The sequence below is a fragment of the Helicobacter burdigaliensis genome (assembly GCF_003670295.1).
Taxonomy (GTDB): Bacteria; Campylobacterota; Campylobacteria; order Campylobacterales; family Helicobacteraceae; genus Helicobacter_D; species Helicobacter_D burdigaliensis.
This window is the reverse complement of record NZ_QXJG01000002.1, coordinates 64809-87954: the sequence shown is the minus strand read 5'-3', so window position 1 is coordinate 87954 and position 23146 is coordinate 64809. Positions and strand designations below refer to the sequence as shown.

Here is a 23146-nt window from a genome sequence, read left to right as displayed (position 1 = left end):
AAAGTTTTTTACAAAAAGCAGTAAAGCTTCACCGCAAACAAAGCATTGCCTTACAAGCAAAGTACAGCACAAATCTAAAAAGAGCAATCAAATGCCCTCTACCTAATCATTGCAAGATTTATGAAAACAAATCGTAGCAATCTAAAATTTTACAAAAGAATTTTGATTTTTAGTTAATAGAAAATAAATTTGATTATCCTCAAAAGGCAAAATAAAAGACCTTTTAAAGAATTTTTGTGTATTCTCAATAAAATACTGCTTTAAGTCTAAGTTAAATGGGGTTTAACTAGAAACACATTAAATTTATATTATGTGTTTGTTTTAGTTTCTCTTTGAAACTAAAACAAGAGCTTTTAGTGAAATTACAAAAATTATTATTAATTCCTTTTTGTATCTTTAAAAGACAATAAAACAAGCTTAAAACGATGAAAATATAGCGACTACTTAACAAAACAAAGTTTAAAATATTAATTATGATTTTTTTAAAAAGTGAGATACTCACTTATTACTACAAGAAGCAAAACACAGTGCAAGCACTGCTTGCAATGACAGAGAGCGAAAAAACTTTATATAAAAAGCGATTTAGGAGTAGCCTTTTGAAAGATTGCTTACACACTAATGGAATCACACCGCCACAAATAAAAATTGTAGATTGTTTCTTTGGAGATAGTTTAAAATTTTTGGTTATTCTTTTCAGATTTGCACTCTGCCTTGCTTGTATGCCACGCAAATATTGTATATTTGCTCGCAATGATAGAAATAACCCTGCAAAACAAAAGAATAGATTTGTACTTCACTTTGCTTGTGGATAATGCTTCTCTTGTATGCTTCTGCTTAACTCCTTGCAACAACAAAAATAAGACAAGGAGTTTGTATTTATTTATAGCGTTTGTTTTAGTTTTAAATAAAAGTTTATTTGTAAGATTTGTATGTGTATAGGGATAAAAAGTAGAAGAAGGGGTTAATAAAGAGCTAGAATGCCCCCCCCCCCGCAGTATTTTAGGAGAAGAGGTATTAAGATTTAAAAAATACATAAAACCTCCTTAATAAAATGAAATCTAATTTAAAAATTTATGTAAATATTATAAATTTACATAAAGGATACTTAATTTTGATTTTGGAATTATATTATGAAATTTTTTAAATTTTAATTTATTATTTTTTATTTATAAATTTTTAAAAAATTATTTTGAAAGCCAAAATCTAAAAAATTACGCTAATTTTATTGTTTTTTTGTTAGAATAAAGCTTTTATTTTAGTTTGCCTTGATTTGCTTCATCAAATCTTGCAATAACAACCCACAAAATATGGAGAATAGATGGCACTAGATGAAAATAAGCAAAAAGCGATTGAGCTTGCTATCAAACAAATTGATAAAGCCTTTGGTAAAGGTGCTCTCATAAGACTTGGCGATAAGCCCGTAGAAAAAATTGATGCGATTAGCACAGGCTCTTTGGGCTTAGATATTGCATTAGGGATTGGCGGTATCCCAAAAGGGAGAATTATAGAAGTTTATGGTCCTGAAAGCTCTGGTAAGACAACTTTAGCCTTACAAATTGTAGCAGAATGCCAAAAAAATGGTGGCATTTGTGCTTTTATTGACGCAGAACACGCACTAGATGTAACCTACGCTAAAAGACTTGGGGTAGATGTAGAAAATTTACTTGTTTCTCAACCTGACTTTGGAGAACAAGCCTTAGAGATTCTAGAAACACTTACAAGAAGTGGTGGGGTGGATTTAATCGTAATTGACTCTGTTGCAGCACTCACTCCAAAAAGCGAGATTGAAGGAGATATGGGCGATCAGCATGTAGGGCTTCAAGCAAGACTTATGAGCCAAGCTTTGCGTAAAGTTACCGGCGTGATTCACAAAATGAATACAACAGTAATTTTCATCAACCAAATCCGTATGAAAATAGGTGTAATGGGATATGGAAGCCCTGAAACTACCACAGGTGGTAATGCACTAAAATTCTATGCAAGTGTAAGAATTGATGTAAGACGCGTAGCCACCCTAAAACAGGGCGAACAAAATATCGGTAACCGCGTAAAAGCTAAAGTGGTTAAAAATAAAGTTGCTCCACCCTTTAGAGGAGCAGAGTTTGATATTATGTTTGGCGAAGGGATTAGCAAAGAAGGTGAGCTAATTGACTATGGCGTGAAGCTAGATATTGTAGATAAAAGTGGTGCATGGCTTAGCTATGGAGATAAAAAGCTCGGACAAGGCAAAGAAAATGCAAAAGCCTATCTAAAAGAAAACAAAGAAATTGCAAAAGAAATTGAAGATAAAATCAAAGCTTCTATCTCTATCACAGATGATTTATCTAATGGTGGAGATGAAGAAGAACAAGAAGCATAAAATTTCAAAGGAGAAAGAATGAATTATATAGATGATATACAAGCACAAGAAGTCCTAGATAGCAGAGGGAATCCTACTATCAGAACAACTATTTTATTAAGCGATGGAAGCTCTGCTAGTGCGATTGTCCCTAGTGGTGCAAGCACTGGTAAAAGAGAGGCTTTAGAGTTACGCGATGGAGATAGTCGCTACCTTGGAAAAGGCGTTTTAAAAGCTGTGGAAAATGTCAATACCACAATCGCTGAAGAGCTCATCGGACTAAGCCCTTATGATCAAAGTGCTATTGATAATCTTTTAATAGAGCTTGATGGGACAGATAACTTCTCAAAACTTGGTGCAAATGCGACTTTAGGCGTCTCTATGGCTCTAGCTAGAGTGGCAGCCAAAAGCTTAAACATCCCGCTTTATCGCTATTTAGGTGGTGCAAATGCTCTAACTCTACCCACTCCTATGTTAAATATCATCAATGGTGGAAGCCATGCAGATAATACCGTGGATTTTCAAGAATATATGATTATGCCTGTGGGATTTGACTGCTTCAGTGAGGCTATGAGAGCAAGTGCTGAGATATACCAACACCTAAAAAAGCTACTTAATGAAAATAAGCATATTACAAGCATTGGCGATGAGGGTGGATTTGCCCCTAATCTAAAAAATAACGAAGAACCTATCGCTGTAATCTTAGAAGCAGTAAAAAGAGCAGGATATAAAGAGGGAGAACAAATTGCAATTGCCTTAGATGTCGCTAGTAGCGAGTTTGTAGATGAAAATGGAATCTATCACCTAAAGGGAGAAAATAAAAAGCTAAATAGTGAAGAGTTGATAGAATATTATGAAAACTTAATCAACAAATATCCTATTGTATCCATCGAAGATGGACTAAGTGAAGATGATTGGGAAGGCTGGGCTAAGCTCACAAAAAAACTTGGGAACAAGATTCAATTAGTAGGCGATGATCTCTTTGTAACGAATGCAAAAATTTTAGAAGAAGGGATTAGCAAAAATATTGCAAATGCGGTTTTGATTAAACCTAACCAAATCGGCACAATCTCACAAACTATGCAAACTATCCGCCTAGCTCAAAGAAATAACTATAAATGCATTATGAGCCATAGAAGTGGAGAGAGTGAAGATAGCTTCATCGCTGATTTTGCAGTTGCGCTAAATACAGGAGAAATTAAAACCGGTTCTACTGCAAGAAGCGAGAGAATGGCAAAATACAATAGACTTTTAGCGATTGAAAAAGAGCTAGCACACCCCATCTATCTAGGAAAAAAACTTTTTGGATAAGATTTATCAAAACAAAGGGGGATTTTATAAAATGCTCCCTTTTTTAACATTGATTTTATTAGTGTGCATTCTTGCGCTTTATTTTGGCAATCTTTTGTTTGGTGAAAATTCTTTGAGTGTGCTTTACAAACTCAAAAATAAAGAAGAAGCCATAAGAACAGAAGTTAATCGCCTCATGAATGAAAATGCAAGATTGCAAAAAGAACTTTTTGAACTCAAAGGATTGGAGCCAAAATGAAAAAAAGTATCCTTTTAACTAGTTTATTTACTTTAGCATTTGCAGTAGAACCTAAGGTTTTACCTGAAGTTCCACCCATTGTTTTAGAAAACAATACAACCAAAAAGCAAACTGCTACTGAAAATATGGCACCCATTGAAATTTCTACACAAAATACAACTTCTTCCAAAGAAGCCTCACAAGAAACCGCTTCTAAAGAAAGGAATCCTTTCACTCCTTTAATCACCCCAAAAGAAAGTGGTTTAATCTCCAACCAACCCGAACTTAGCCTCTTTACTAAAACACAAATACAACTTCCAAGCACTGCAAGAAAGATTACAAAAATTACTCTAACTTATCAAAATCTTGATGGTTCTCTTTCAAATATTGAACAAGAATTAAGCGGTGATATTGATTGGCATTTTCCTTTGATTTTATCTCAAGAAGTGCAACCCAAAGTCCAAACCCCCCCAAAAGTTGATTTTACTTTAGGGAAGGACTTTTCCGTGCATATTAATAAAAATACAATTAAAATCAAAACAAAATATAAGCTCCTTAGGGATTTTACTCTAGCTTCTCCTATGCGTTTAATTCTTGATTTTAAAAATAAAAATGGCTTACCCCAAAAAAGTAAATTTACCACAAAACTCCCTATTGTTACAAAAGGGACTTTGCAAAACCATTTAGACTTTTATCGTATTAGCTTAATGCTAGATGGACAATATAGCTACAACCTCAAAACCACAAAAGAGGGATTAGAAATTGAACTCAACTAATATCGTCCTAATAGGCTTTATGGGGAGTGGCAAAAGCACACTTTCTAAAATCCTCTACAAGCAAAGCAAACGCTTGATTCTAGATAGCGATAAGATTATTCAAAATAATGAAAATCTAAATATTAATGAGATTTTTGTCACAAAAGGCGAACAATATTTTAGAGAATTAGAAAAAGAATTTTGTAAATTTTGCTCTCAAAATATACAAAATTGTATCATCGCCACAGGGGGAGGAATGCCTATTGTATGCGATGTAAAAACAATGGGGAAAGTTTTTTATCTTGATTTAGAATTTGAAGAAATCCTAAAAAGATTGAATCAAAAAGAAATAGAAAAACGCCCTCTTTTTAGCAATATAGATAAAGCCTACAAACTTTATTTAGAACGCAAAAAGATTTATAAAAAAAGTGCTGAAATCACTTTAGATGGCACAGATTCTTTAGAAAATCTAAGCAAAGCAGTTTTAAATTCCTTATGAATATTTTAGTCCGTCTTCCTAACTGGCTAGGAGATGCCATCATGGCAAGTTATGCATTAGAACTACTTTACCAAAGCTATCCTAATGCTAGATTTTATCTTGTAGGTTCAAAAGTGGCTTGTGAGCTTTATAGTAACCACAAAAACACCCTAACCTTACAAGATAAAAGCAAGCAAGCAAAATGTAGAATCTACTCTCTTTTTAAACTCGCTAAATCCCTCCCGCCTTGTGATTTATCTTTTAGCTTTCAAAACAATTTTCTTTCGGCTCTTTTTTTATACTTCAATCAAGCAAAAGTGCGTGTGGGCTACAAAAATGAAATGCGTTCTTTTTTGCTAACTCATAGCTTTAAAAAAGAAAAAGCCTTACATGAAGTTTTGGTTTTTGCTAAGCTGGTAAAGCCTTTTGCAAATATAGATTTAACACCAAAACTTTATCTACAAAAGCCAAATATTCCTTTACCTCTTTTAGACAATACAAACAAGATTGCTGGGATTAATCCTGGGGCTGCCTTTGGAAGTGCTAAACGCTGGAGTGAAGAGAATTTTGCTAAAGTAGCAGAATTTTTACATCAAAAAGGATATAAAATCTTGCTTTTTGGTGGAGAAAATGAAAAGGAAATTGCACAAAAAATTCTTTCTTTCTTGGATTTTAAAGAAGAAGTTTTAAATCTTTGTGGTAAAACAGATATTCAAAGCCTCTTAGCTTATTTTTCAAAACTAAATCTCTTAATCACTAATGATAGTGGTCCTATGCATATAGGTGCTGCGTTTAATATTCCTATGATTGCTATCTTTGGCCCTACAAATGATAGTGAAACTTCTCCTTTTGGTTCCAAAAACGCCCATATCATCTCCTTAAAAACCTTAGGAAAGCCTCTAGCTTGTATGCCTTGTAAAAAACGCGCTTGCCCTCTTTCTAAAAATGATAAATCCTATCATCAATGTATGCTCTCTTTAGAACCAAAATTTGTAATTTCTAAAATTCAATCCCTTATAAGCGACTTTTAACTACAATCTTTTAAAAATACTACAAAGAGATATTTATGAAAAAAATAATCAATTTAGGACATTCACCTGATGCAGATGATATTTTTATGTATTATGCAATCGCTTTTGGTTGGGTTGGCGAGGGAATTAGCTTTAAAAATCAAGCATTAGATATTCAAACGCTTAATAAAATGGCATTAGAAAATCTTTTGGATATTTCTGCTATTTCTTTTGGTGTATATCCGCTACTTTTTAAAGAACAAGCACTGCTACGAACGGGGGTTAGTTTTGGTAATGGCTATGGGCCAAAACTTGTAAAAAAACGCTCTAAAAATCTTAAAAAGAATTTCAAAGTTGCTCTAAGTGGGGAACATACCACAAATGCTTTACTTTTCAAAATTGCCTATCCAGAAGCAAGGATTGTTTATAAAAATTTTCTAGAAATAGAACAAGCTATCCTAAAAGATGAAGTAGATGCAGGGGTTTTAATCCATGAATCCATTTTAAATTTTGATGAAAGCTTAGAAGTAGAGAGGGAAATTTGGGATATTTGGTGTGAGCTAAACAAAGAGGAGTTGCCACTCCCCCTTGGAGGAATGTGTATTTTACGCTCTATCCCTCTAAGTTTAGCCATTCAACTAGAAGACATTCTTACCAAAGCTGTTGCAACAGCACTCAAACACAAGCCTTTACTTTCTAAAATGCTGCAAGAACGCAATCTAGTGCGAGTGAGCGATAAAATGCTAGAACACTATTTAAACCTTTATGCTAATGAAGATTCTAAAACTCTAAGCCCTTTACAAATCAAAGCTTTGGATAATCTTTTTAAAATTGGTTATGAAAAAGGCATATATCCACAACTTATTCATACACAAGATTGTCTTATCCCAAAAGATTATAGTTCTTTAAGAAATAGTTAAAGCCGAAAGCCGAAAGCCGAAAGCCGAAAGCCGAAAGCCGAAAGCCGAAAGCCGAAAGCCGAAAGCCGAAAGCTTTTAATAGATACGATACATCACGCGTATTCTAATTTTTGTTTTTACGCTTGGATAGGGGTAGTCTTTATAGGCTATTTCTATGGTTTTAACACTATTATCATCTAAAAGTCGGTAACCACTTGGGGTTAAAAGCCTTAAATCTGTAATATCTCCATTTGGATGCAGATAAAACTCCACAACATTATCCCCGTGTTGTCCTAATTTACCCGCTACTTCAGGATATTTTAAATACTTTTGCGTGATTCTTCCTATATTGCTTAGATTGTCTTCAATAAACTTTCTCTCTTCCAAAGAAAGTGAGTAAAGTTCCTCTCCATAAAGCTCTTCAATCTCTTGAGAAGCCATATCATTAGAATATTCATATAAAGAAGGACTAGAATTTTTAGGCTTAATATCATAAGCACTTGGAGAACTTAATTTTTTAGGTTGCTGTGTAGGGTTTTTTAGATTTTTAATAAGCTCTTGCTGTGTCTCTTTTGCATTTTCTTTAAGAGGTTTTTTGGGATCTTTTTTGGGTTGTTTTACCTCTTTTTTAATGGGTTCTTTTTGTGGAGTTTGCTTTTTACTAGCCTCTTCTATCCTTGGAGTTTTGTTGGTTTGTGGGGTGTGATTTTGTGGATTACTAGGAGTTATTGTATTTTGTGGCTGTGCTCCTTTAGAAAATTTAAAATCTTTAATATTAATACGCTTACCCTCATTGTTTCCATGCTTTGGCTGATTAAATTCCTTTTTTGGAAATTCAAATAGAATTAAAAAAATTACTAAGATGTGTAAGAAAATAGAAAGAAAAAGTGCAAAAAGTGCTCTTCTTTGCATAAATTTTTATCTTTCACTCTCTTGCTTTAAACATTCTTCAAAATCTTGATATTTATCAAGCAAAACAACATTATTAGAGTTAATCGCTAAAACATAACACATTTTACGTATTTGAACAATGACAATTTTGGTATTTAAGTTAAGATTTGCTTCATAAAGTATTTTAATACCTGCTTTATTTCCCATCACAAATCCCCTCCCCTTAGCTCTTTTTTTAAAATACCAAAGAAAAATAAGAAGCGAAGCAAGAACAAAAATAACGCCTAAATATTGAAATTTATTCACAGATTCTAAAGGGGATTGTGCCATAGCAAAAGGAAAAGTGAGATTGCTTTCTTTTTGCATTTTTGCCTGATAGTCTAAATGTGTTTGTGATTGTAACTGTTTAATAGCCATCTCTTCTTTTGTGAGATTAGTTTCCGCAAACACAAAAAGACAACAAAATACCGCAACAAATAAAATTTTCATACAGAACCAATACTTTCACGCGTAAGATAATAAATGATAGCATTAGAATCTAAAATCTCATTCACGCGAATAGCGAGATTTTTTTCATACACCATAACTTCACCTTTACCCACAATTCTACCATTAATAAAAATCTCTACGCTCTCTCCTGCTGGTTTTTGTAAATCAATTATAGAGCCTTTTTCAAAACGCAAAATATCCAATAGGGGAATTTTTGTAACACCAAGCTCTGCACAAAACACTACGCCCATATCCAAAAGTCCGCCATAATTATTAATAATTCCTTCTAAATAACGCGCTAAATCTTCTTGTTTAGGGGCTTGAATTTTGGCAAGCGTAAATTCATCTGCTGGCATACTTCTACTCCTTTAAAAACTATGCAAATAAAATGAACAATATGTATTAGAAACTACAAAATTAAGACTCTGACAATCTTTTATATCAAATTCACCCTCTCCAAAAATATTAGGAGTGCTTATGTTAAAATTAATCCCTTCTTTGATTGCCAACACTTTACCTAAACCAATGGTAAGATTAGCAATTTCTTGAGAAAGATCTTGTAAAGTTAGCTCATCAGGATTATCTTCTCCTAACATTTGCAATGCCATTAAAGTTAGAAACTCTTTAGAACAGACAAAAGTTGTCTTCAAACGACTTTGATTGTCAAAAATCATTTCAATACTAGATAAATATCCTGCTTTTAAATCCTTTGATCCATATTCTAAAGTCATTTGCATTGTATCAAGTATCACTTGTCTAAAAGCTTCTTGTAATATTTCTAACAACTCTCACACCTTTTTATTTTAAGAAGATTATAGCAAATTATACCCATAAAAGAAAGCTTTAAATAAGAAAGTGTAGAAAACTAGCCCTAAAGGCTAGCTAATTTTAATGAGCATCCTTCCAAATTTTTCTTTTCCAAAGGTATGCAACAACACCCATAACCACCATAAAGATTATAAGTTTATAGCCTAGAGATTCGCGCTCAGCTTTTTTACTATCACCAACGCTTTCCATATAGGCAATCACTTGCTTTTCACTCTGCTCGCTTAAACCAACTCTTGGCATTGCAGTTCCTGCAAGTCTTTTTTGTGGATCGTTAATGAAAGTATGTAAATAATCTAAACTTCTACTTCTAATCATCATAGAAAGATCTGGAACTTTTGTCCCCATATAAGTAGTTAATCCACCCTCTGCACTTACTTTATCATATTTCATACCATGGCATCTACTACAAGCGTCCATAAAAACTTCTTTATCGCTAAGCTCTTTTGGAGCGATAGACTCTAAATAGGCAACCATATCTAAAATATCTCTATCGCTCATCCAATTATAAGCTGGCATAGGATGAGGCATCTCTGTAAATTTATGTGTTTGCTTTGTAGCGACTGCTGGATCTTTTAAAAGATTTGCTAAAAAATGCTTATCATAAATAAAACCTGCTGTGCTTAAATCAGGTGGATTTACTCCATAAGCTGCTATTGCATCACTAGGAGAAAACGGAGAAGCAACACTCTCTTTTTTAATAGAGTGGCAAGCTACACAATTTTCCATAACAAGCTTTTTACCATTTTCTATATTTGCTTCACCCTCTGCATTTAAAGCAGGCAAATCTGAAAACTTATAGTCTGCTGGAGCCACTTCTGGATTCATTTGAGAGTGTGCAAAAGGCTCCACTCCCCAATAAATAACACCTGTAATCACAACCACAATAACTAATGCTAAAAATTCTTTCATTGCTCTACTCCTTATGCTTTCTTATTGTTTTCAAGCTTTGTAATAATAGGTAAAATTACAAAGAATAAAGCCAAGAAAAGAATTGTAGCTGCAAAACCAATATAAGCATTTACCCCTGTTGGAGGTAATTTACCATAAATGGTTAAAACAATCATATCCGCAATTAAAACCCAAAACCATACAGCAAATGCGGGGCGTTTATGTGCAGGAGCTACTACATTGCTTCTATCAAGCCATGGCAAAAGCATAAAGATAACATTTGCAATACCAAATGCGATCAACCCTAAATCCGCACTAAAGAAGAATCCTCTTAGAATCTCATAACTCCATAAGAAATACCACTCTGGATAGATGTGTGGAGGTGTCTTTAAATGATCTGCTGGATCAAAGTTAATAGGGTCTAATGCAAAGCTATAATGGTAGCAAACTAGATAGAATAAAATTGCTAAAAAGAAACTTGCCACAAAAAAGTCTTTTGATAAGAACATGGGCCAAAAAGGAATAACTTTAGAATCTTTTTTATTTCCTGCTTTAAACTTTTCTGCTTCTGCTTCAAAATCAATTTCTTCACCATACATATTATTAACATGCGGAACACGCAAAGTATAAAAATGCACTGCAATCACCATAATAATCACCACTGGCAAAAGCACAACATGAAGCATAAAGAATCTTGTCAATGTTGAATCTGCAACAATAAAGTTACCTCTAATCCACTCTGTTAAATCTGGTCCTACTAAAGGAATACCACTAAAAAGATTTGTAATAACAGCTGCAGCCCAATAACTCATTTGTCCCCAAGGCAACATATATCCGCTAAAGGCTTCTGCGGAAAATAATCCAAATAAAATCATACCTGTGAGCCAAATCATCTCTCTTCCGCGTTTATAAGAACCATAATAAATTGCTACAAACATATGAATATAGATAATTAAAAAACAAACAGAAGCACTCACAGCGTGCAGATGTCTCCACAGCCAACCATATTTTACTTCTTGCATAATTGTATAATTCACACTATCAAATGCCAATTTTGCATCGGGTTTGTAATACATAAGCAAGAATAATCCTGAAACCACTAAAAGTGTAAATAACACCACCAAAACTATACCCATAGCCCAAAGAAAACTAATATTTTTTGGTATCCAATATTCTGTCATTAAAACCTTCATAAGAGGTTTCAATGCTATTCTTTGGTCTAGCCAATCAACAATACCATTCGCCTTTTGTATTTGTGCCATTAAAACTCCTTATGCATTTCCTACTAACTTTTTATATTCTGGACCCTCTTCTCCAAGAACCAATTTTTCCCCATCAATCTTAAAGGGAGGTATCTTCATAGGAATAGGAGGCGGTCCAAAAATATTTCTACCACAGGCATCAAATCTTCCTCCATGACAGGCACAATGAAATTCACTTTTTCCTGTATCATATGATGGAATACATCCAAGATGTGTGCATACTTGTATTCCTAAACTATAATCTGCATTGCCCACTACCACATCTCTATCTTCGCATTTTTTCATTTCTGTAGTTTTTTTAATGATATATACAGGCGTTCCTCTATATTCTACTTGTCTATACTCACCTTCTTTCATTGAGCTAAGATCCACAGTAACAAATCCTGAAGCAACAACGCTTGGCAATGGATCCCAAGTAGCTTTCATAGCAACCAATGATGCACCAACACCAACAGCTGCAATACCACCTAAAGTCATTCCAAGGAAGTCTCTACGATTGACATTATCTGCCATTTATTCCCTCCTAATAAGAAATAAAATTTATATTTTAAACACATAATTCTAGCATAGAAAACTTATAAAAATGGAAGATTTGCTTAAATTTAGGGGAATAAAATAAAAAGTTTGTTCCTTTTTAGTAAAAAGAATATAAAAAATTGTAAGAGTAGAAAATTATAAAAATAAAGAAGAATAAAGCAGGGAATCTGCTTTATTAAACAAGCTCGATAAAAGCCATTTCTGCAGCATCACCTCTTCTTGTTCTTGTTTTGATAATTCTTGTATAACCACCTTTGCGATCTACATATTTAGGTGCAATCTCTTTTACTAGCTTCTTCACACTTCCTTTATGTTGTAGATGCGAAAAGACAACTTGATGAGCCATATTATCATTATTTCTAGCTCTTGTGATTAATTTCTCAATATAGCTTTGCAATTCTTTAGCTTTTTGAAGAGTAGTCTCAATCTTCTCACTTTTAATCAACGCAATTGTTAGATTTTTAAGTAGTGCTTTTCTATGAGATGATGTTCTTCCAAGCTTTCTATATCCATGTCCATGTCTCATGATTATTCCTTATTATTTTCCAAATTTTTTCTTTAGTATCGCTGCTAAATCTTCAGGTATTTCCTTGCTTACTGGATAACCCAATTCCTCTAATTTAGCTGTAACTTCATCCAAAGATTTCTTACCTAAATTTTTAATTTCTTTGATTTGATCTTCACTAAGTAATACCAATTCTCCTAGATACTTAATACCTGATCTATCAAGACAATTAAAGCTCCTTGCGCTCAAATTTAGACTATCAATAGTTTGGAGCATTTTTTTAAGTTCTGGATTTTCCTCTCCATTTTCAACCTCTGGCACTTCAATATCCAATTCAGAATTAAAAATTGCCATTTGCTTATGCATAACACTTAATGCATTTTTAAACGCTGCCAAAGGCTCGATTTGACCATCTGTTTGAATATCAAAAATTACTTTCTCAAAGTTTGGATCATCTTCTAAAAGCACATTTTCAATAGAATAAGTAACATTGCTAACAGGAGTAAAATAAGCATCAAGTGGCATATAGCCCTCTGGAACTTCTTTTCTTGTTTCCTCGCTTGGCACATAACCAATACCTTTTTTAACCACAATTGAAAAATTCAATACTGCATCTTCATTAATCGTAGCTAAATGAATATCTGGAGTTACAATATCTACTAAATCATTTGCCAAATCCGAACCCTTAATTACTTTAGGACCATTAAATTTATAATCAATGCTTACAACTTCACTCTCATCTTTAATTCTAAAACGGATAGTTTTAAGATTCACAATAAAATGCGATACATCTTCTACCACACCGCGAACTGAATCAAATTCATGTGTAGCACCTGCGATATGAAGTGCTGTTGGAGCATATCCCACAGAACTTCCTAACAATAAACGACGCAAAGGATGTGCTAGAGTAATCGCATATCCAAACTCAAAAGGATAAGCTGTGATTTGTATTCTATTTTTGCCAACCTCACGTACCTCTATTTTGTTGGGAACATGAGGAGAAGTTTTAATACTTTTCATATTTATTCTCCTTTAAGCCTTATTTAGAATACAACTCAACAATGAGCCTTTCTTCAATAGGGATAACAACTTCTTCTCTCTCTGGCATTCTTGTGAAAATACCAAAAACTTTCTCTTGATCCACATCTACCCATGGAACAATACCTGTTTGTTTTGTAAGCTCGATAGCTCTTTGGATTTGAGGATTCTTTTTTGTTTTTTCACAAATTTCAATTTTTTGCCCAACATTTACAAGAGCTGAAGGAATATCTAGTTTTTTACCATCTACTAGAATATGTCCATGTGTTACAAGTTGTCTTGCAAATCTTCTAGTAGTAGCAAATCCCATTCTATATACTACATTATCCAATCTTCTTTCAATAAGCTTTACTAGATTTTCTCCTGTGTTTCCTTCTAATCTGTTTGCTTCTACAAACATTGCTCTAAATTGCTTTTCAGAAACGCCATACATCATTCTAGCTTTTTGCTTTTCTCTTAATTGAATACCATACTCTGAAATTTTACCGCGTCTTTGTCCGTGTTGTCCGGGAGCATATGGACGCTTATCTAGTGCGCTCTTACCTGCTAATCTTCTTTCACCTTTTAAAGCAAGAGAAACACCAAATCTTCTTTCAATTTTTTCTACAGGACCTCTGTATCTTGCCATATTCTAACTCCTTACACTCTTCTTCTTTTTGGTGGGCGACAACCATTGTGAGGCAATGGTGTAACATCTTTAAACCATAATACTTTAATGCCCTCAATGCTACCTAGGCTTTTTACAGCAGTTTCTCTACCGCTACCTGGACCTTGAATCTTAACACCTAATTCTTTAATACCATGCTCTTTAGCTTTTGCTACTGCATCTTCAACAGCTTGTTGTGCTGCATAAGGAGTAGATTTTTTACTTCCTTTAAAACCTAATGCACCTGCTGTGCTCCAGCAAATAACATTTCCCATTTCATCAGTAATTGTTACGCTTGTATTATTAAAAGCAGCAGAAATATGAATAATACCTCTTGCTATATTTTTTCTTACAATTCTTTTTTTAGTTACATTTCTTTTAGCCATTTTTACCCCTTATTTAGATGCACTACCAACAGTTTTTCTCTTACCTTTTCGTGTTCTTGCATTATTTTTAGTTGTTTGACCACGAACCGGAAGTCCTTTTCTATGTCTTAAACCACGATAGTTACCTAAATCCATAAGAGATTTAATATCCATTGTAACTTTTTTGCGTAAATCACCCTCTACGATGTGGTGAGCTTGAATTTCTTTTGCAATAGAAGAAACTTCATCTTCACCAAGGTCTTGCACCCTCTTATCATAAGAAATATTCACTGCTTTTAAAATATCTCTTGAAGTCTTTAAACCAATACCATAAATATAGGTTAAAGCATATTCAATTCTCTTTTTCTTGGGTAAATCAACACCAGCAATTCTCGCCATTCTTTTTCCTTTTAACCTTGTCTTTGTTTATGTTTTGGATTCTCGCAAATTACTCGAATCACGCCTTTTCTCTTGATAACTTTACATTTATCACACATCTTTTTAACAGAAGGTCTAACTTTCATAAGTTCTCCTAACTTTTAATTCTTAAAGTTTTATTTACTAAAACCCCAAGCTTTTTGGTAAAAAACCAAAAACATTACTGAATTGCTCTAAATTTAAAATTTATCGCTTCTTAAAAATAAATTTAAGCATTGAGTTTATAGTCCTCCAAAGGCTTATTCATCACCTAAACGACTATGAAAAGTGGTAATTATACTTAAAAGCTTATTAAAAACTACTTATACCTAAAAGTGATTCTACCTTTATCTAAACTATAAGGAGTTAATTCAATCTTTACTTTATCTCCCTGTAAAATCTTAATATAATGCATGCGCATTCTTCCTGCAATATGGCATAAAATAACATGCCCATTCTCTAGCTCTACACGAAAAGTCGCATTGGGTAATGCCTCTTTAACAATCCCATCTACTTCTATAACATCATCTTTTGCCAAGTGTTATTCCTTTGATAAAATTTCAGCTTTGCCATTGATAATAGCAACTGTGTGTTCATAATGGCTTCCTTTTAAACCATCTGTTGAAACCACACTCCATTCATCTTCTAAGATTTTAGGATTCCCCTCTTTTTGACAAATCATAGGTTCAATACAAAAAACCATTCCTTCTTTTATTTTATCACCCTGTTTTGCCTTTTTACCTTCAAGATAATTTGGAATCTCTGGTGCTTCATGGGGTTTTCTACCAATCCCATGCCCACAAAATCCAAACAAGGGCACATATCCATAATCCAAGATGAATTGCTCAATCAAAGCGCTAAGCTCTTTAAAATGCATTCCTACTTTAATCTGACTAATTGCATAATAAAGTGCATCCTTTGAGCAAGCAATTAACCTTGTATCTTCTTTAGAAATATTACCAACACCACAAGTAATTGCAGCATCTCCATACCAACCATTTAAGTTTGTCCCAATATCAAGCCCTATAATATCACCCTCTTTTAGTTGATAATCATTAGGGATACCATGGATAATCACTTCATTTACAGAAGTGCAAACAGAACCACTAAACCCATACAATCCTTTAAAAGAAGGTATAGCACCACAAGAGAGGATAAAATCCTCCCCCATTTTGTCAATCTCTTTTAAAGTCATACCAGGCTTAATATGTGCTTTTAGATGATTAAGCGTTTTAGCTACAATTCTACTTGCTTTTCGCAATTGCTCTATTTCATTAGGTTTTCTAATAGAAATTGCCATTATAGACCTACTGCACTAAGTGTTTTATATTTATTCATATAAATTTGAGCTTCTATTTTTCTCATTGTATCCACAGCAACTTGCACAACAATCAACACTGCTGTCCCTCCAAAATAAAAAGGAACTCCTGAAGCTTTTACTAAAACCCAAGGAAGTGTAGAGATAAGTGCTAGATATAAAGAACCCCAAAAAGTCAAGTTACTTGCAACATTATTTAAAAATCCTGCAGTTCCCTCACCCGGTCTAATTCCAGGGATAAAACCGCCTTGTCTTTTAAGATTTTCTGAAATATCCTTTGCATTAAATACAATAGAAGAATAAAAATAGGCAAAAAAGATAACCAGCAAAAACATCAATACATTATAAATATATCCATTAGGATTCAAATAGTCTGCTATTTTCATAATCACTTCATTAGAAGAAGCTTGTAGAAGTGTGCTAGGAAACATCAATAAAGCAGAAGCAAAAATAGGAGGAATCACTCCACTAAGATTTAGCTTAATAGGGATATAATTCATAATTCTTTTATCTTGATTTTGCATAACCACTTTTCTTGAATAAGAAACAGGTATTCTTCGCTCACCAAGCTCCACAAAGATAATACAAACTACTGTTATAATGATAATAGCCAAAATAAATAGAAGTGCCAACCAACTTAACTGCTTAGTATTTACAAGTTCAAAAGTTCCTGCTATTGCACTAGGTATCCCTGATACAATTCCTGCAAAAATGATTAAACTAATACCATTTCCAATACCTCTTTGTGTGATTTGTTCTCCAATCCACATAAGCATCATGGTTCCACACAACATTGAAAATGCAGAAATAGCAATAAATACATTCATATCAATCATAATAGCGCCATTAGGACCATTTCCTAAACTTTTTAAACCAATAGAAACACCCACAGCTTGCATCAAAGTAATCACAACTGTAACATAACGCACAATTTGCATATACTTTTGCATTCCATCGCGTTCTTTTTTCATTTTAGCAAGATTAGGAAAAGTGGCTGCCAATAATTCCATAATAATTGAAGCTGTAATGTAAGGCATAATCCCCAAAGAAATAATGCTTAATCGTTCCACAGCGTTACCGCTAAACATATTAAACAATCCAAGTGCATTAGAAGAATTGCTATCAAAAAAAGCTTTAATAGCTGCAGTATCTACACCCGGTACTGGCACATAAGCCAATACACGATAGGCTAAAAGAAAGCCTAAAGTAATGAGTATCTTAGTAACGATTGTTTTACTCATTATTTTTGTCCACTTACTTTAATTCTTTCATCTTTAATTTTAGAAGCTAAATCTTTTGCATTCGCTCCAATAAGCTTTATACTTGTAGTATAAGAAGGGAAGCTATGCACTTCTTTAATGCTTTCAAAAGTAATTTCTGATAAAGCAGCTACTTTTTCAATTTTTTGCACATTAATTACATAAGGCTTCACAACCCTACTTGTAAAACCTACTTTTGGCAATCTTCTTTGTAAGGGTTGCTGACCACCCTCAAAACCTCTTTTTTGCTTAGAACCTGTCCTAGCAGTTTGTCCCTTTCCACCTCTTGTGGAAGTTTTACCCATACCACTACCTTGTCCGCGTCCTACTCTTTTGATTTTTTTTACACTACCTTTAGCAGGTGCTAGATTTTCTAATGCCATAAACTCTCCTTAAGCTTTTACTTTAGTAAGTGCTTCAATAGTAGCACGCACTACATTATAAGGGTTATTTGAGCCTAGAGATTTTGTCAAAATATCCTTAATTCCTGCCATTTCTAATACAGGACGCACAGATCCACCCGCAATCACACCAGTACCCTCACTTGCAGGTTTTAGCAAGATGATACTTGAATTATATTTCTCTTGAACATCATGTGCGATTGTAGTGCCTTTAATATTTACTTTAACGATATTTTTAAAAGCATCATCAATGGCTTTTTTGATAGCATCTGGAACTTCTTTAGCTTTTCCTAAACCAAAACCAACTAGCCCATCTTTATTACCAACAACAACTAATGCATTAAAGCGAAATCTTCTACCACCTTTAACAACTTTAGTTACACGACCAACATTTACCACAACTTCTTTAAAGTCTTCTCTATTAATTTCCATATTATCCCCTACAGAGTTATTCCATTCTCACGAAGAGAATCTGCAAAACTAGCAACAACACCATGGTATAGATAACCATTTCTATCAAAGATTACTTCACTAATGTTTTTCGCTTTTAAATTATCAGCTAAAGCTTTAGCGATTTTCTTAACATCTTCTTTGTTGCATTTTAAGCCCATTTTTTTACCATCAACACTTGCTAAAGTAATACCCTTTGTATCATCAATAGCTTGTGCATAAAAATATCTATTAGATCTAAAAATGCTCAATCTTGGGGTTGTTGCATGTCCAAAGATTTTGGAACGAATTCTTAATTTTCTTTTAACTCTTAGAGTTCTTTTTCTTCTAATAATCTTACTTGTCATGACTTACCCTTATTTTTTAGAAGTTTTACCAGCTTTGCGGATAATACGCTCATCACTGTATTTAATTCCCTTACCTTTGTAAGGCTCTGGTGGTCTAAACTCTCTAATTTCTGCTGCAATTTGTCCGATTTGTTGTTTATCAGCACCTTTAATTACGATAATATTTTTATCTACGCTAATTTCAACGCCTTCAGGAATATCATAATTAATAGGATGTGAGAACCCTAAAGCAAGTTCTAAAACTTTTCCTTTTACTGCTGCTTTATAACCTACTCCATTAATTTCTAATTGCTTTGTAAAACCTTCACTCAAACCTATTACAATATTATTTGCTAAAGCTCTATAAGTTCCCCAATAAGCTCTTGATTGTGCATCTTCTCCCACCAAAGAGAAAACAAGCTCATTTTCTTTACAAGCAATTCCAACACGTCCGTAAGTTTCTAATTCTTTAGTAAGCTTACCACCCTTAAAAACTATTTTGCTTCCTTCTACACTAACTGAAATAGCACTTGGAATGCTAATAGGTTTTTTACCAACTCTTGACATAAATTTCTCCTACCAAATACTGCAAAGGGCTTCACCGCCAACATTTGCCTTATAAGCTTCATCATTAGCAATCACACCTTTAGATGTGCTAACTACAATTGTCCCATAACCATTTTTAAAATGTTTTAACTCGCTTCTAGCCTTATACACTCTTCTACCTGGTTTTGAAATTCTAGTGATTTCATTGATAACAGAGCGTCCTTTTTCATCATATTTTAATACTACATTAATAGATTGCTTTTTATCTTTTTCTACAACCTTATAGCCCTCAATAAAGCCTTTAGCTTGGAAAACTTCTAAAATTGACACTACAATCTTTGCATAATATAAAGTTGTAGTATCCAATCTTCTCATACTTGCATTTCTAATTCTTGTTAGTGAATCTGCAATAATATCATTTACCATATTTTCCCCTTACCAACTTGCTTTTCTAAGTCCAGGTATTAACCCTTCATTACCCATTTTACGAAGGCAAACACGGCAAATACCAAAATCTCTATAAACTGAATGTGGTCTTCCACAAATAGAGCATCTTGTATATGCTCTTACTTTAAATTTAGGTTTTCTAGCAGCTTTTGCTATCATAGATTTTTTAGCCATTTGTTCTTCCTTTTGCAAAAGGTAAGCCAAAAAGTTCTAGCAATTTAAAAGCATCTTTATCATTTGTAGCTGATGTTACAAAAGTGATATTCATACCATGACTTACCATAATATCATCATACACTACCTCTGGGAAAATAAGTTGTTCTGTGATACCAAAGTTATAATTCCCTCTACCATCAAATCCATTTCTAGGAATACCTCTAAAGTCCTTTACCCTTGGAAGAGCAATCACGATTAACTTTTCTAAGAAGTTATACATTTGATTCCCTCTTAAAGTAACTTTTACACCCATAGGCATACCTTCGCGCATTTTAAATCCTGCAACAGATTTTTTAGCGATTGTAATTACAGCTTTTTGACCTGCAATCAGTGAAATAGTGTCTGCAATATTTTGCATAATCTTAGTGTCTTTTGCATATTCTCCTGCACCTACACTAATAACAATCTTTTCTAGCTTAGGTAAAAGCATAGGATTTTTAATTCCTAGCTCTTCTGCTAATTTTGCTCTCATCTCATTTTTATATGCGGCTTTTAATTGAAACATCTACTTAATCCTCCGCTTTCTTAACATTTGAAATATGGATAGGCATTTCTTTATCAATAAAGCCACCTTTTGGATTTTTTTCACTTGGCTTTACTGCTTTTTTAGCTACCTTGCAACCCTCTACAATCACTTGAGAATTTTTAGGGATTACGCGTAAAATCTTAGCTTTCTTGCCTTTATCATCGCCTGCGATAATCTCTACCATATCGCCCTTTTTAATTTTAAACTTTGCCATTACAATACCTCCGGTGCTAAAGATACGATTTTCATAAAATTAGCATAACGAATTTCTCTTCCCACAGGTCCAAAAATACGAGTTCCAATAGGTTCTCTTTTGCTATCTAAAATAACTGCTGCATTGTCATCAAATCTAATTAAAGCACCATCTTCTCTATGAAGCTCTTTTTTAGTTCTTACAACAACTGCTTTTACAACCTGTCCTTTTTTAACTTTACCACTTGGTAGAGCTTTTTTTACAGAAGCAACAATCACATCACCTACTGTTGCATATCTTCTCTTACTTCCACCAAGAACCTTAATACACATTACTTCTTTTGCACCACTATTATCAGCTACATTTAATCTTGTAAAACTTTGTATCATAGCTCAACCCCTACTGAAACAACTTTATGGAGTGTAAAAGACTTTCTTTTTGAAATAGGTTTGCATTCAATCGCTTCAATCACATCGCCTACTTTTACGCTATTATTCTCATCATGCACAATATAACGCTTAAATCTTTTAACAATTTTTCTATATTTTGGATGTGTTACTCTTCTTTCTACCAAAATTGTAACACTCTTATCGCCTGTTTTAGTTACAACTTTACCTTGCACTACTCTTTTATGCGGTTGTGTTGCACTCATTAAGCCCTCCTTTGTAGTGCATTAAGAGCCGTTTTAATTCTCGCAATATCTTTTTTAGTAGCTCTTATTTCACTAGAATTTGTTAATTGCATTGTTCTAAGCTTGATTCTTAACTCAAACAATGAAGTTTCTTTTTCTTTCAAAAGTGTCTTTAATTCTTCAAGACTTTTTGTATTAATCTCAGTAAATTTCATTTTCACCCTCTCTAGTTACAATTTTTGTTTTAAAAGGGAGCTTACTTTGTGCCAATGATAATGCATGTCTTGCCAAAGCTTCATCAACACTACCCATTTCATAAATAATTCTTCCTGGCTTAATATTCATAACCCACTTATCTACTGCACCTTTACCTTTACCCATACGAGTTTCAAGAGGCTTTGCAGTGAGTGGCTTATCTGGAAATACTCTAATCCAAACCATTCCTGTTCTTTTTGTAGCACGAGTCATCGCAATACGCGCTGCTTCAATTTGACGCGAATCAATTCTTCCATGCTCTAAAGCCTTAATTCCAAACTCACCAAAAGCTAGTGAAGTTCCACGAAATGCTTTACCGCGATTTCTACCTTTCATTTGCTTTCTATATTTCGTTCTTTTTGGCATTAACATGATTATTGCCCCTTTCTTTTTCTAGCTGGACGAGTTTTCTCTTCGCCACTCTCTTGTTGTTTTTCAGCTTGAATCCCTTTTTGAAGAACCTCTCCTTTAAAGATCCATACTTTAACACCAATATTTCCATAAGTCGTTAAAGCTTCTGCAAAACCATAATCAATTTTAGCTCTCAAAGTATGAAGAGGGATTCTTCCTTCCATATACCACTCTGTTCTTGCCATCTCTGCACCTGCTAGACGACCTGAAACTCTTACTTTAATACCTTTAGCACCTGATTTCATAGCACCTTGCATTACTTTTTTCATAGCTCTTCTAAAAGCTACTCTTCTCTCAAGCTGTGTTGCTACACTTTCAGCTGCAAGTTGTGCATTACTTTGCGGTTTTTTAACCTCTTTAATGTTGATAAACACATCTTTATTTACGATTTTCTTTAAAGATTCTTTTAGTTTTTCAACATCTGCACCTTTTTTACCGATAATAATCCCTGGGCGTGCTGCCACAACGGTTACACGGATTTTTCTAGCAGTTCTTTCAACAACAATGTCACTAACACCAGCATAATATAGCTCTTTTTTTAGAAACTTTCTAATTTTATGATCTTCAGCAATATTTTGTGGCGCACTCGCAAATGCAGGAAACCATCTTGATTCCCAATTTCTATTAATACCAAGTCTTAAACCAATAGGATTTACTTTCTGACCCATTATTTATCCTTACTTTTTTGTGCTACTTCAACTAAAATATGTGAAGTGGGTTTTCTAATTGGAGTTGCTCTTCCTCTAGCGCGTGGAGTAAATCTTCTTAAAACTGGACCTGCATCCACTCTGCAAGAAGAAACAATCACATTTTCAGCCTCATAACCACCATTTGCTACTGCTGAAGCAATTACTTTAGAAATCACTTTTGCAGCCTTATTTGGCATAAACTCTAAAGAAGCAATCGCAAGCTCTGCATTCATTCCTTGCACTTCTCTTGCAATCAAACGAGCTTTAGTAGGTGATAAACGAATATATCTTAATAATGCCTTACTCATCTTCTCCCCTTACTTACCGATTTTCTTTTGGACACTACCTTTGTGTCCTTTAAAAGTTCTAGTAGGTGCAAATTCACCCAACTTATAGCCCACATGATTTTCTGTAACATACACAGGAACAAATGCTCTCCCATTATGAACATTGAAAGTTAAGCCAATCATTTCTGGAATAATCGTGCTTCTTCTTGACCAAGTTTTAATCGGTTTATTGTCTTTTGTCTCTTTTGCTTTTGTTACTTTTTTCATTAAATGTTCATCAACAAAAGGACCTTTTTTTATTGATCTAGCCATTTGTT

The 23146-nt window shown here is 33.8% G+C and carries 39 protein-coding genes; 7 read left to right on the top strand and 32 right to left on the bottom strand.

All coding sequences use genetic code 11. From position 1 onward, the window contains the following. Window positions 1–671 precede the first annotated feature (671 nt). Window positions 672–1034 (bottom strand): hypothetical protein, encoded by a 363-nt coding sequence (locus EBF09_RS01800; protein WP_121763435.1) that lies wholly within the window; start codon window positions 1032–1034, stop codon window positions 672–674. A gap of 284 nt (window positions 1035–1318) precedes the next feature. On the opposite strand from EBF09_RS01800, the gene recA reads away from it, so the two are divergent. From recA to EBF09_RS01765, 7 genes are read left to right on the top strand one after another with little or no spacing between them, the layout of a single operon-like run. Continuing rightward, on the top strand, window positions 1319–2359 hold the full coding sequence (gene recA, locus EBF09_RS01795; protein ID WP_121763434.1) for a recombinase RecA: 1041 nt from the start codon (window positions 1319–1321) through the stop codon (window positions 2357–2359). Between the two features lie 18 nt (window positions 2360–2377). Continuing rightward, entirely contained in the window at window positions 2378–3649 is a 1272-nt protein-coding gene (gene eno / locus EBF09_RS01790; protein ID WP_121763433.1) for a phosphopyruvate hydratase, read from the top strand. Window positions 3650–3680: 31 nt separating this feature from the next. Then, complete coding sequence (locus EBF09_RS01785; protein WP_121763527.1) at window positions 3681–3887, top strand: FtsB family cell division protein; 207 nt, start codon at window positions 3681–3683, stop codon at window positions 3885–3887. Further along, entirely contained in the window at window positions 3884–4642 is a 759-nt protein-coding gene (locus EBF09_RS01780) for an AMIN domain-containing protein (RefSeq protein ID WP_121763432.1), read from the top strand. The genes EBF09_RS01785 and EBF09_RS01780 overlap by 4 nt, the downstream gene beginning before the upstream one ends. Further along, window positions 4629–5120 carry a shikimate kinase gene (locus tag EBF09_RS01775; protein WP_121763431.1) on the top strand — a complete coding sequence of 164 codons (492 nt, stop codon included), beginning with the start codon at window positions 4629–4631 and terminating at the stop codon, window positions 5118–5120. The genes EBF09_RS01780 and EBF09_RS01775 overlap by 14 nt, the downstream gene beginning before the upstream one ends. After that, complete coding sequence (gene waaF / locus EBF09_RS01770; protein WP_121763430.1) at window positions 5117–6130, top strand: lipopolysaccharide heptosyltransferase II; 1014 nt, start codon at window positions 5117–5119, stop codon at window positions 6128–6130. The genes EBF09_RS01775 and waaF overlap by 4 nt, the downstream gene beginning before the upstream one ends. A 35-nt stretch (window positions 6131–6165) precedes the next feature. Further along, the gene (locus EBF09_RS01765; RefSeq protein ID WP_121763429.1) at window positions 6166–7029 is read left to right on the top strand and encodes a menaquinone biosynthesis family protein; all 864 of its coding nucleotides are present in this window, start codon (window positions 6166–6168) and stop codon (window positions 7027–7029) included. 75 nt (window positions 7030–7104) lie between these two features. Here the strand turns inward: EBF09_RS01765 and EBF09_RS01760 are convergent, their stop codons facing one another. The 31 genes from EBF09_RS01760 to rpsS form a co-directional block, all read right to left on the bottom strand. Next, the gene (locus EBF09_RS01760) at window positions 7105–7920 is read right to left on the bottom strand and encodes an energy transducer TonB (protein WP_121763428.1); all 816 of its coding nucleotides are present in this window, start codon (window positions 7918–7920) and stop codon (window positions 7105–7107) included. Between the two features lie 6 nt (window positions 7921–7926). Further along, window positions 7927–8388, bottom strand: coding sequence for a flagellar biosynthetic protein FliO (locus tag EBF09_RS01755; RefSeq protein ID WP_121763427.1), 462 nt, complete (start codon window positions 8386–8388; stop codon window positions 7927–7929). Further along, a complete protein-coding gene (gene fliN, locus EBF09_RS01750; RefSeq protein ID WP_121763426.1) occupies window positions 8385–8744 on the bottom strand; it encodes a flagellar motor switch protein FliN in 360 nt (119 codons plus the stop codon). Before fliN ends, EBF09_RS01755 begins: the two co-directional genes overlap by 4 nt. A gap of 12 nt (window positions 8745–8756) precedes the next feature. Beyond that, on the bottom strand, window positions 8757–9173 hold the full coding sequence (locus tag EBF09_RS01745) for a chemotaxis protein CheX (RefSeq protein WP_121763425.1): 417 nt from the start codon (window positions 9171–9173) through the stop codon (window positions 8757–8759). A 103-nt stretch (window positions 9174–9276) separates the two neighbouring features. Continuing rightward, the gene (locus EBF09_RS01740) at window positions 9277–10125 is read right to left on the bottom strand and encodes a c-type cytochrome (RefSeq protein WP_121763424.1); all 849 of its coding nucleotides are present in this window, start codon (window positions 10123–10125) and stop codon (window positions 9277–9279) included. Window positions 10126–10136: 11 nt separating this feature from the next. Then, window positions 10137–11366, bottom strand: a complete 1230-nt coding sequence (locus tag EBF09_RS01735) for a cytochrome b (protein WP_121763423.1) — start codon at window positions 11364–11366, stop codon at window positions 10137–10139. 9 nt (window positions 11367–11375) lie between these two features. After that, on the bottom strand, window positions 11376–11879 hold the full coding sequence (petA, locus tag EBF09_RS01730) for a ubiquinol-cytochrome c reductase iron-sulfur subunit (RefSeq protein WP_121763422.1): 504 nt from the start codon (window positions 11877–11879) through the stop codon (window positions 11376–11378). 199 nt (window positions 11880–12078) lie between these two features. Next, the gene (gene rplQ, locus EBF09_RS01725) at window positions 12079–12429 is read right to left on the bottom strand and encodes a 50S ribosomal protein L17 (RefSeq protein ID WP_121763421.1); all 351 of its coding nucleotides are present in this window, start codon (window positions 12427–12429) and stop codon (window positions 12079–12081) included. 12 nt (window positions 12430–12441) lie between these two features. Continuing rightward, window positions 12442–13428: a DNA-directed RNA polymerase subunit alpha gene (locus EBF09_RS01720; protein WP_121763420.1), complete on the bottom strand. Its 987-nt coding sequence runs from the start codon at window positions 13426–13428 to the stop codon at window positions 12442–12444. Between the two features lie 19 nt (window positions 13429–13447). After that, entirely contained in the window at window positions 13448–14074 is a 627-nt protein-coding gene (gene rpsD, locus EBF09_RS01715; RefSeq protein ID WP_121763419.1) for a 30S ribosomal protein S4, read from the bottom strand. An 11-nt stretch (window positions 14075–14085) separates the two neighbouring features. Further along, on the bottom strand, window positions 14086–14478 hold the full coding sequence (gene rpsK / locus EBF09_RS01710) for a 30S ribosomal protein S11 (protein WP_111229598.1): 393 nt from the start codon (window positions 14476–14478) through the stop codon (window positions 14086–14088). A gap of 9 nt (window positions 14479–14487) precedes the next feature. Then, window positions 14488–14856, bottom strand: a complete 369-nt coding sequence (rpsM, locus tag EBF09_RS01705; RefSeq protein ID WP_111229599.1) for a 30S ribosomal protein S13 — start codon at window positions 14854–14856, stop codon at window positions 14488–14490. A gap of 11 nt (window positions 14857–14867) precedes the next feature. Then, on the bottom strand, window positions 14868–14981 hold the full coding sequence (gene rpmJ, locus EBF09_RS01700; protein ID WP_005022299.1) for a 50S ribosomal protein L36: 114 nt from the start codon (window positions 14979–14981) through the stop codon (window positions 14868–14870). A gap of 212 nt (window positions 14982–15193) precedes the next feature. After that, window positions 15194–15412, bottom strand: coding sequence for a translation initiation factor IF-1 (infA, locus tag EBF09_RS01695; RefSeq protein ID WP_121763418.1), 219 nt, complete (start codon window positions 15410–15412; stop codon window positions 15194–15196). 3 nt (window positions 15413–15415) lie between these two features. Further along, complete coding sequence (map, locus tag EBF09_RS01690) at window positions 15416–16174, bottom strand: type I methionyl aminopeptidase (RefSeq protein WP_121763417.1); 759 nt, start codon at window positions 16172–16174, stop codon at window positions 15416–15418. Then, window positions 16174–17433 (bottom strand): preprotein translocase subunit SecY, encoded by a 1260-nt coding sequence (gene secY / locus EBF09_RS01685; protein ID WP_121763416.1) that lies wholly within the window; start codon window positions 17431–17433, stop codon window positions 16174–16176. Before secY ends, map begins: the two co-directional genes overlap by 1 nt. Further along, a complete protein-coding gene (rplO, locus tag EBF09_RS01680; protein WP_121763415.1) occupies window positions 17433–17834 on the bottom strand; it encodes a 50S ribosomal protein L15 in 402 nt (133 codons plus the stop codon). Before rplO ends, secY begins: the two co-directional genes overlap by 1 nt. Window positions 17835–17843: 9 nt before the next feature. Then, complete coding sequence (rpsE, locus tag EBF09_RS01675) at window positions 17844–18284, bottom strand: 30S ribosomal protein S5 (RefSeq protein ID WP_121763414.1); 441 nt, start codon at window positions 18282–18284, stop codon at window positions 17844–17846. Between the two features lie 8 nt (window positions 18285–18292). After that, window positions 18293–18649, bottom strand: coding sequence for a 50S ribosomal protein L18 (rplR, locus tag EBF09_RS01670; protein ID WP_121763413.1), 357 nt, complete (start codon window positions 18647–18649; stop codon window positions 18293–18295). Window positions 18650–18658: 9 nt separating this feature from the next. Continuing rightward, the gene (gene rplF / locus EBF09_RS01665) at window positions 18659–19195 is read right to left on the bottom strand and encodes a 50S ribosomal protein L6 (protein ID WP_121763412.1); all 537 of its coding nucleotides are present in this window, start codon (window positions 19193–19195) and stop codon (window positions 18659–18661) included. 9 nt (window positions 19196–19204) lie between these two features. After that, the gene (gene rpsH, locus EBF09_RS01660; RefSeq protein ID WP_111229606.1) at window positions 19205–19600 is read right to left on the bottom strand and encodes a 30S ribosomal protein S8; all 396 of its coding nucleotides are present in this window, start codon (window positions 19598–19600) and stop codon (window positions 19205–19207) included. A gap of 9 nt (window positions 19601–19609) precedes the next feature. Next, a complete protein-coding gene (locus EBF09_RS01655) occupies window positions 19610–19795 on the bottom strand; it encodes a type Z 30S ribosomal protein S14 (protein WP_026943278.1) in 186 nt (61 codons plus the stop codon). Further along, complete coding sequence (gene rplE, locus EBF09_RS01650) at window positions 19788–20342, bottom strand: 50S ribosomal protein L5 (protein WP_121763411.1); 555 nt, start codon at window positions 20340–20342, stop codon at window positions 19788–19790. The genes EBF09_RS01655 and rplE overlap by 8 nt, the downstream gene beginning before the upstream one ends. A 4-nt stretch (window positions 20343–20346) precedes the next feature. Beyond that, a complete protein-coding gene (gene rplX, locus EBF09_RS01645) occupies window positions 20347–20577 on the bottom strand; it encodes a 50S ribosomal protein L24 (protein ID WP_121763410.1) in 231 nt (76 codons plus the stop codon). Next, window positions 20577–20945 carry a 50S ribosomal protein L14 gene (gene rplN / locus EBF09_RS01640; protein WP_111229609.1) on the bottom strand — a complete coding sequence of 123 codons (369 nt, stop codon included), beginning with the start codon at window positions 20943–20945 and terminating at the stop codon, window positions 20577–20579. The genes rplX and rplN overlap by 1 nt, the downstream gene beginning before the upstream one ends. After that, window positions 20942–21208, bottom strand: a complete 267-nt coding sequence (gene rpsQ / locus EBF09_RS01635; protein WP_111229610.1) for a 30S ribosomal protein S17 — start codon at window positions 21206–21208, stop codon at window positions 20942–20944. Before rpsQ ends, rplN begins: the two co-directional genes overlap by 4 nt. After that, window positions 21208–21402 (bottom strand): 50S ribosomal protein L29, encoded by a 195-nt coding sequence (rpmC, locus tag EBF09_RS01630; protein ID WP_121763409.1) that lies wholly within the window; start codon window positions 21400–21402, stop codon window positions 21208–21210. Before rpmC ends, rpsQ begins: the two co-directional genes overlap by 1 nt. Next, window positions 21389–21814 (bottom strand): 50S ribosomal protein L16, encoded by a 426-nt coding sequence (gene rplP, locus EBF09_RS01625; RefSeq protein WP_111229612.1) that lies wholly within the window; start codon window positions 21812–21814, stop codon window positions 21389–21391. Before rplP ends, rpmC begins: the two co-directional genes overlap by 14 nt. A gap of 2 nt (window positions 21815–21816) precedes the next feature. Further along, window positions 21817–22521 carry a 30S ribosomal protein S3 gene (gene rpsC, locus EBF09_RS01620; protein ID WP_121763408.1) on the bottom strand — a complete coding sequence of 235 codons (705 nt, stop codon included), beginning with the start codon at window positions 22519–22521 and terminating at the stop codon, window positions 21817–21819. Further along, window positions 22521–22850, bottom strand: a complete 330-nt coding sequence (gene rplV, locus EBF09_RS01615; RefSeq protein WP_121763407.1) for a 50S ribosomal protein L22 — start codon at window positions 22848–22850, stop codon at window positions 22521–22523. The genes rpsC and rplV overlap by 1 nt, the downstream gene beginning before the upstream one ends. Before the next feature lie 9 nt (window positions 22851–22859). Further along, window positions 22860–23141 carry a 30S ribosomal protein S19 gene (rpsS, locus tag EBF09_RS01610; protein ID WP_121763406.1) on the bottom strand — a complete coding sequence of 94 codons (282 nt, stop codon included), beginning with the start codon at window positions 23139–23141 and terminating at the stop codon, window positions 22860–22862. Window positions 23142–23146 lie beyond the last annotated feature (5 nt).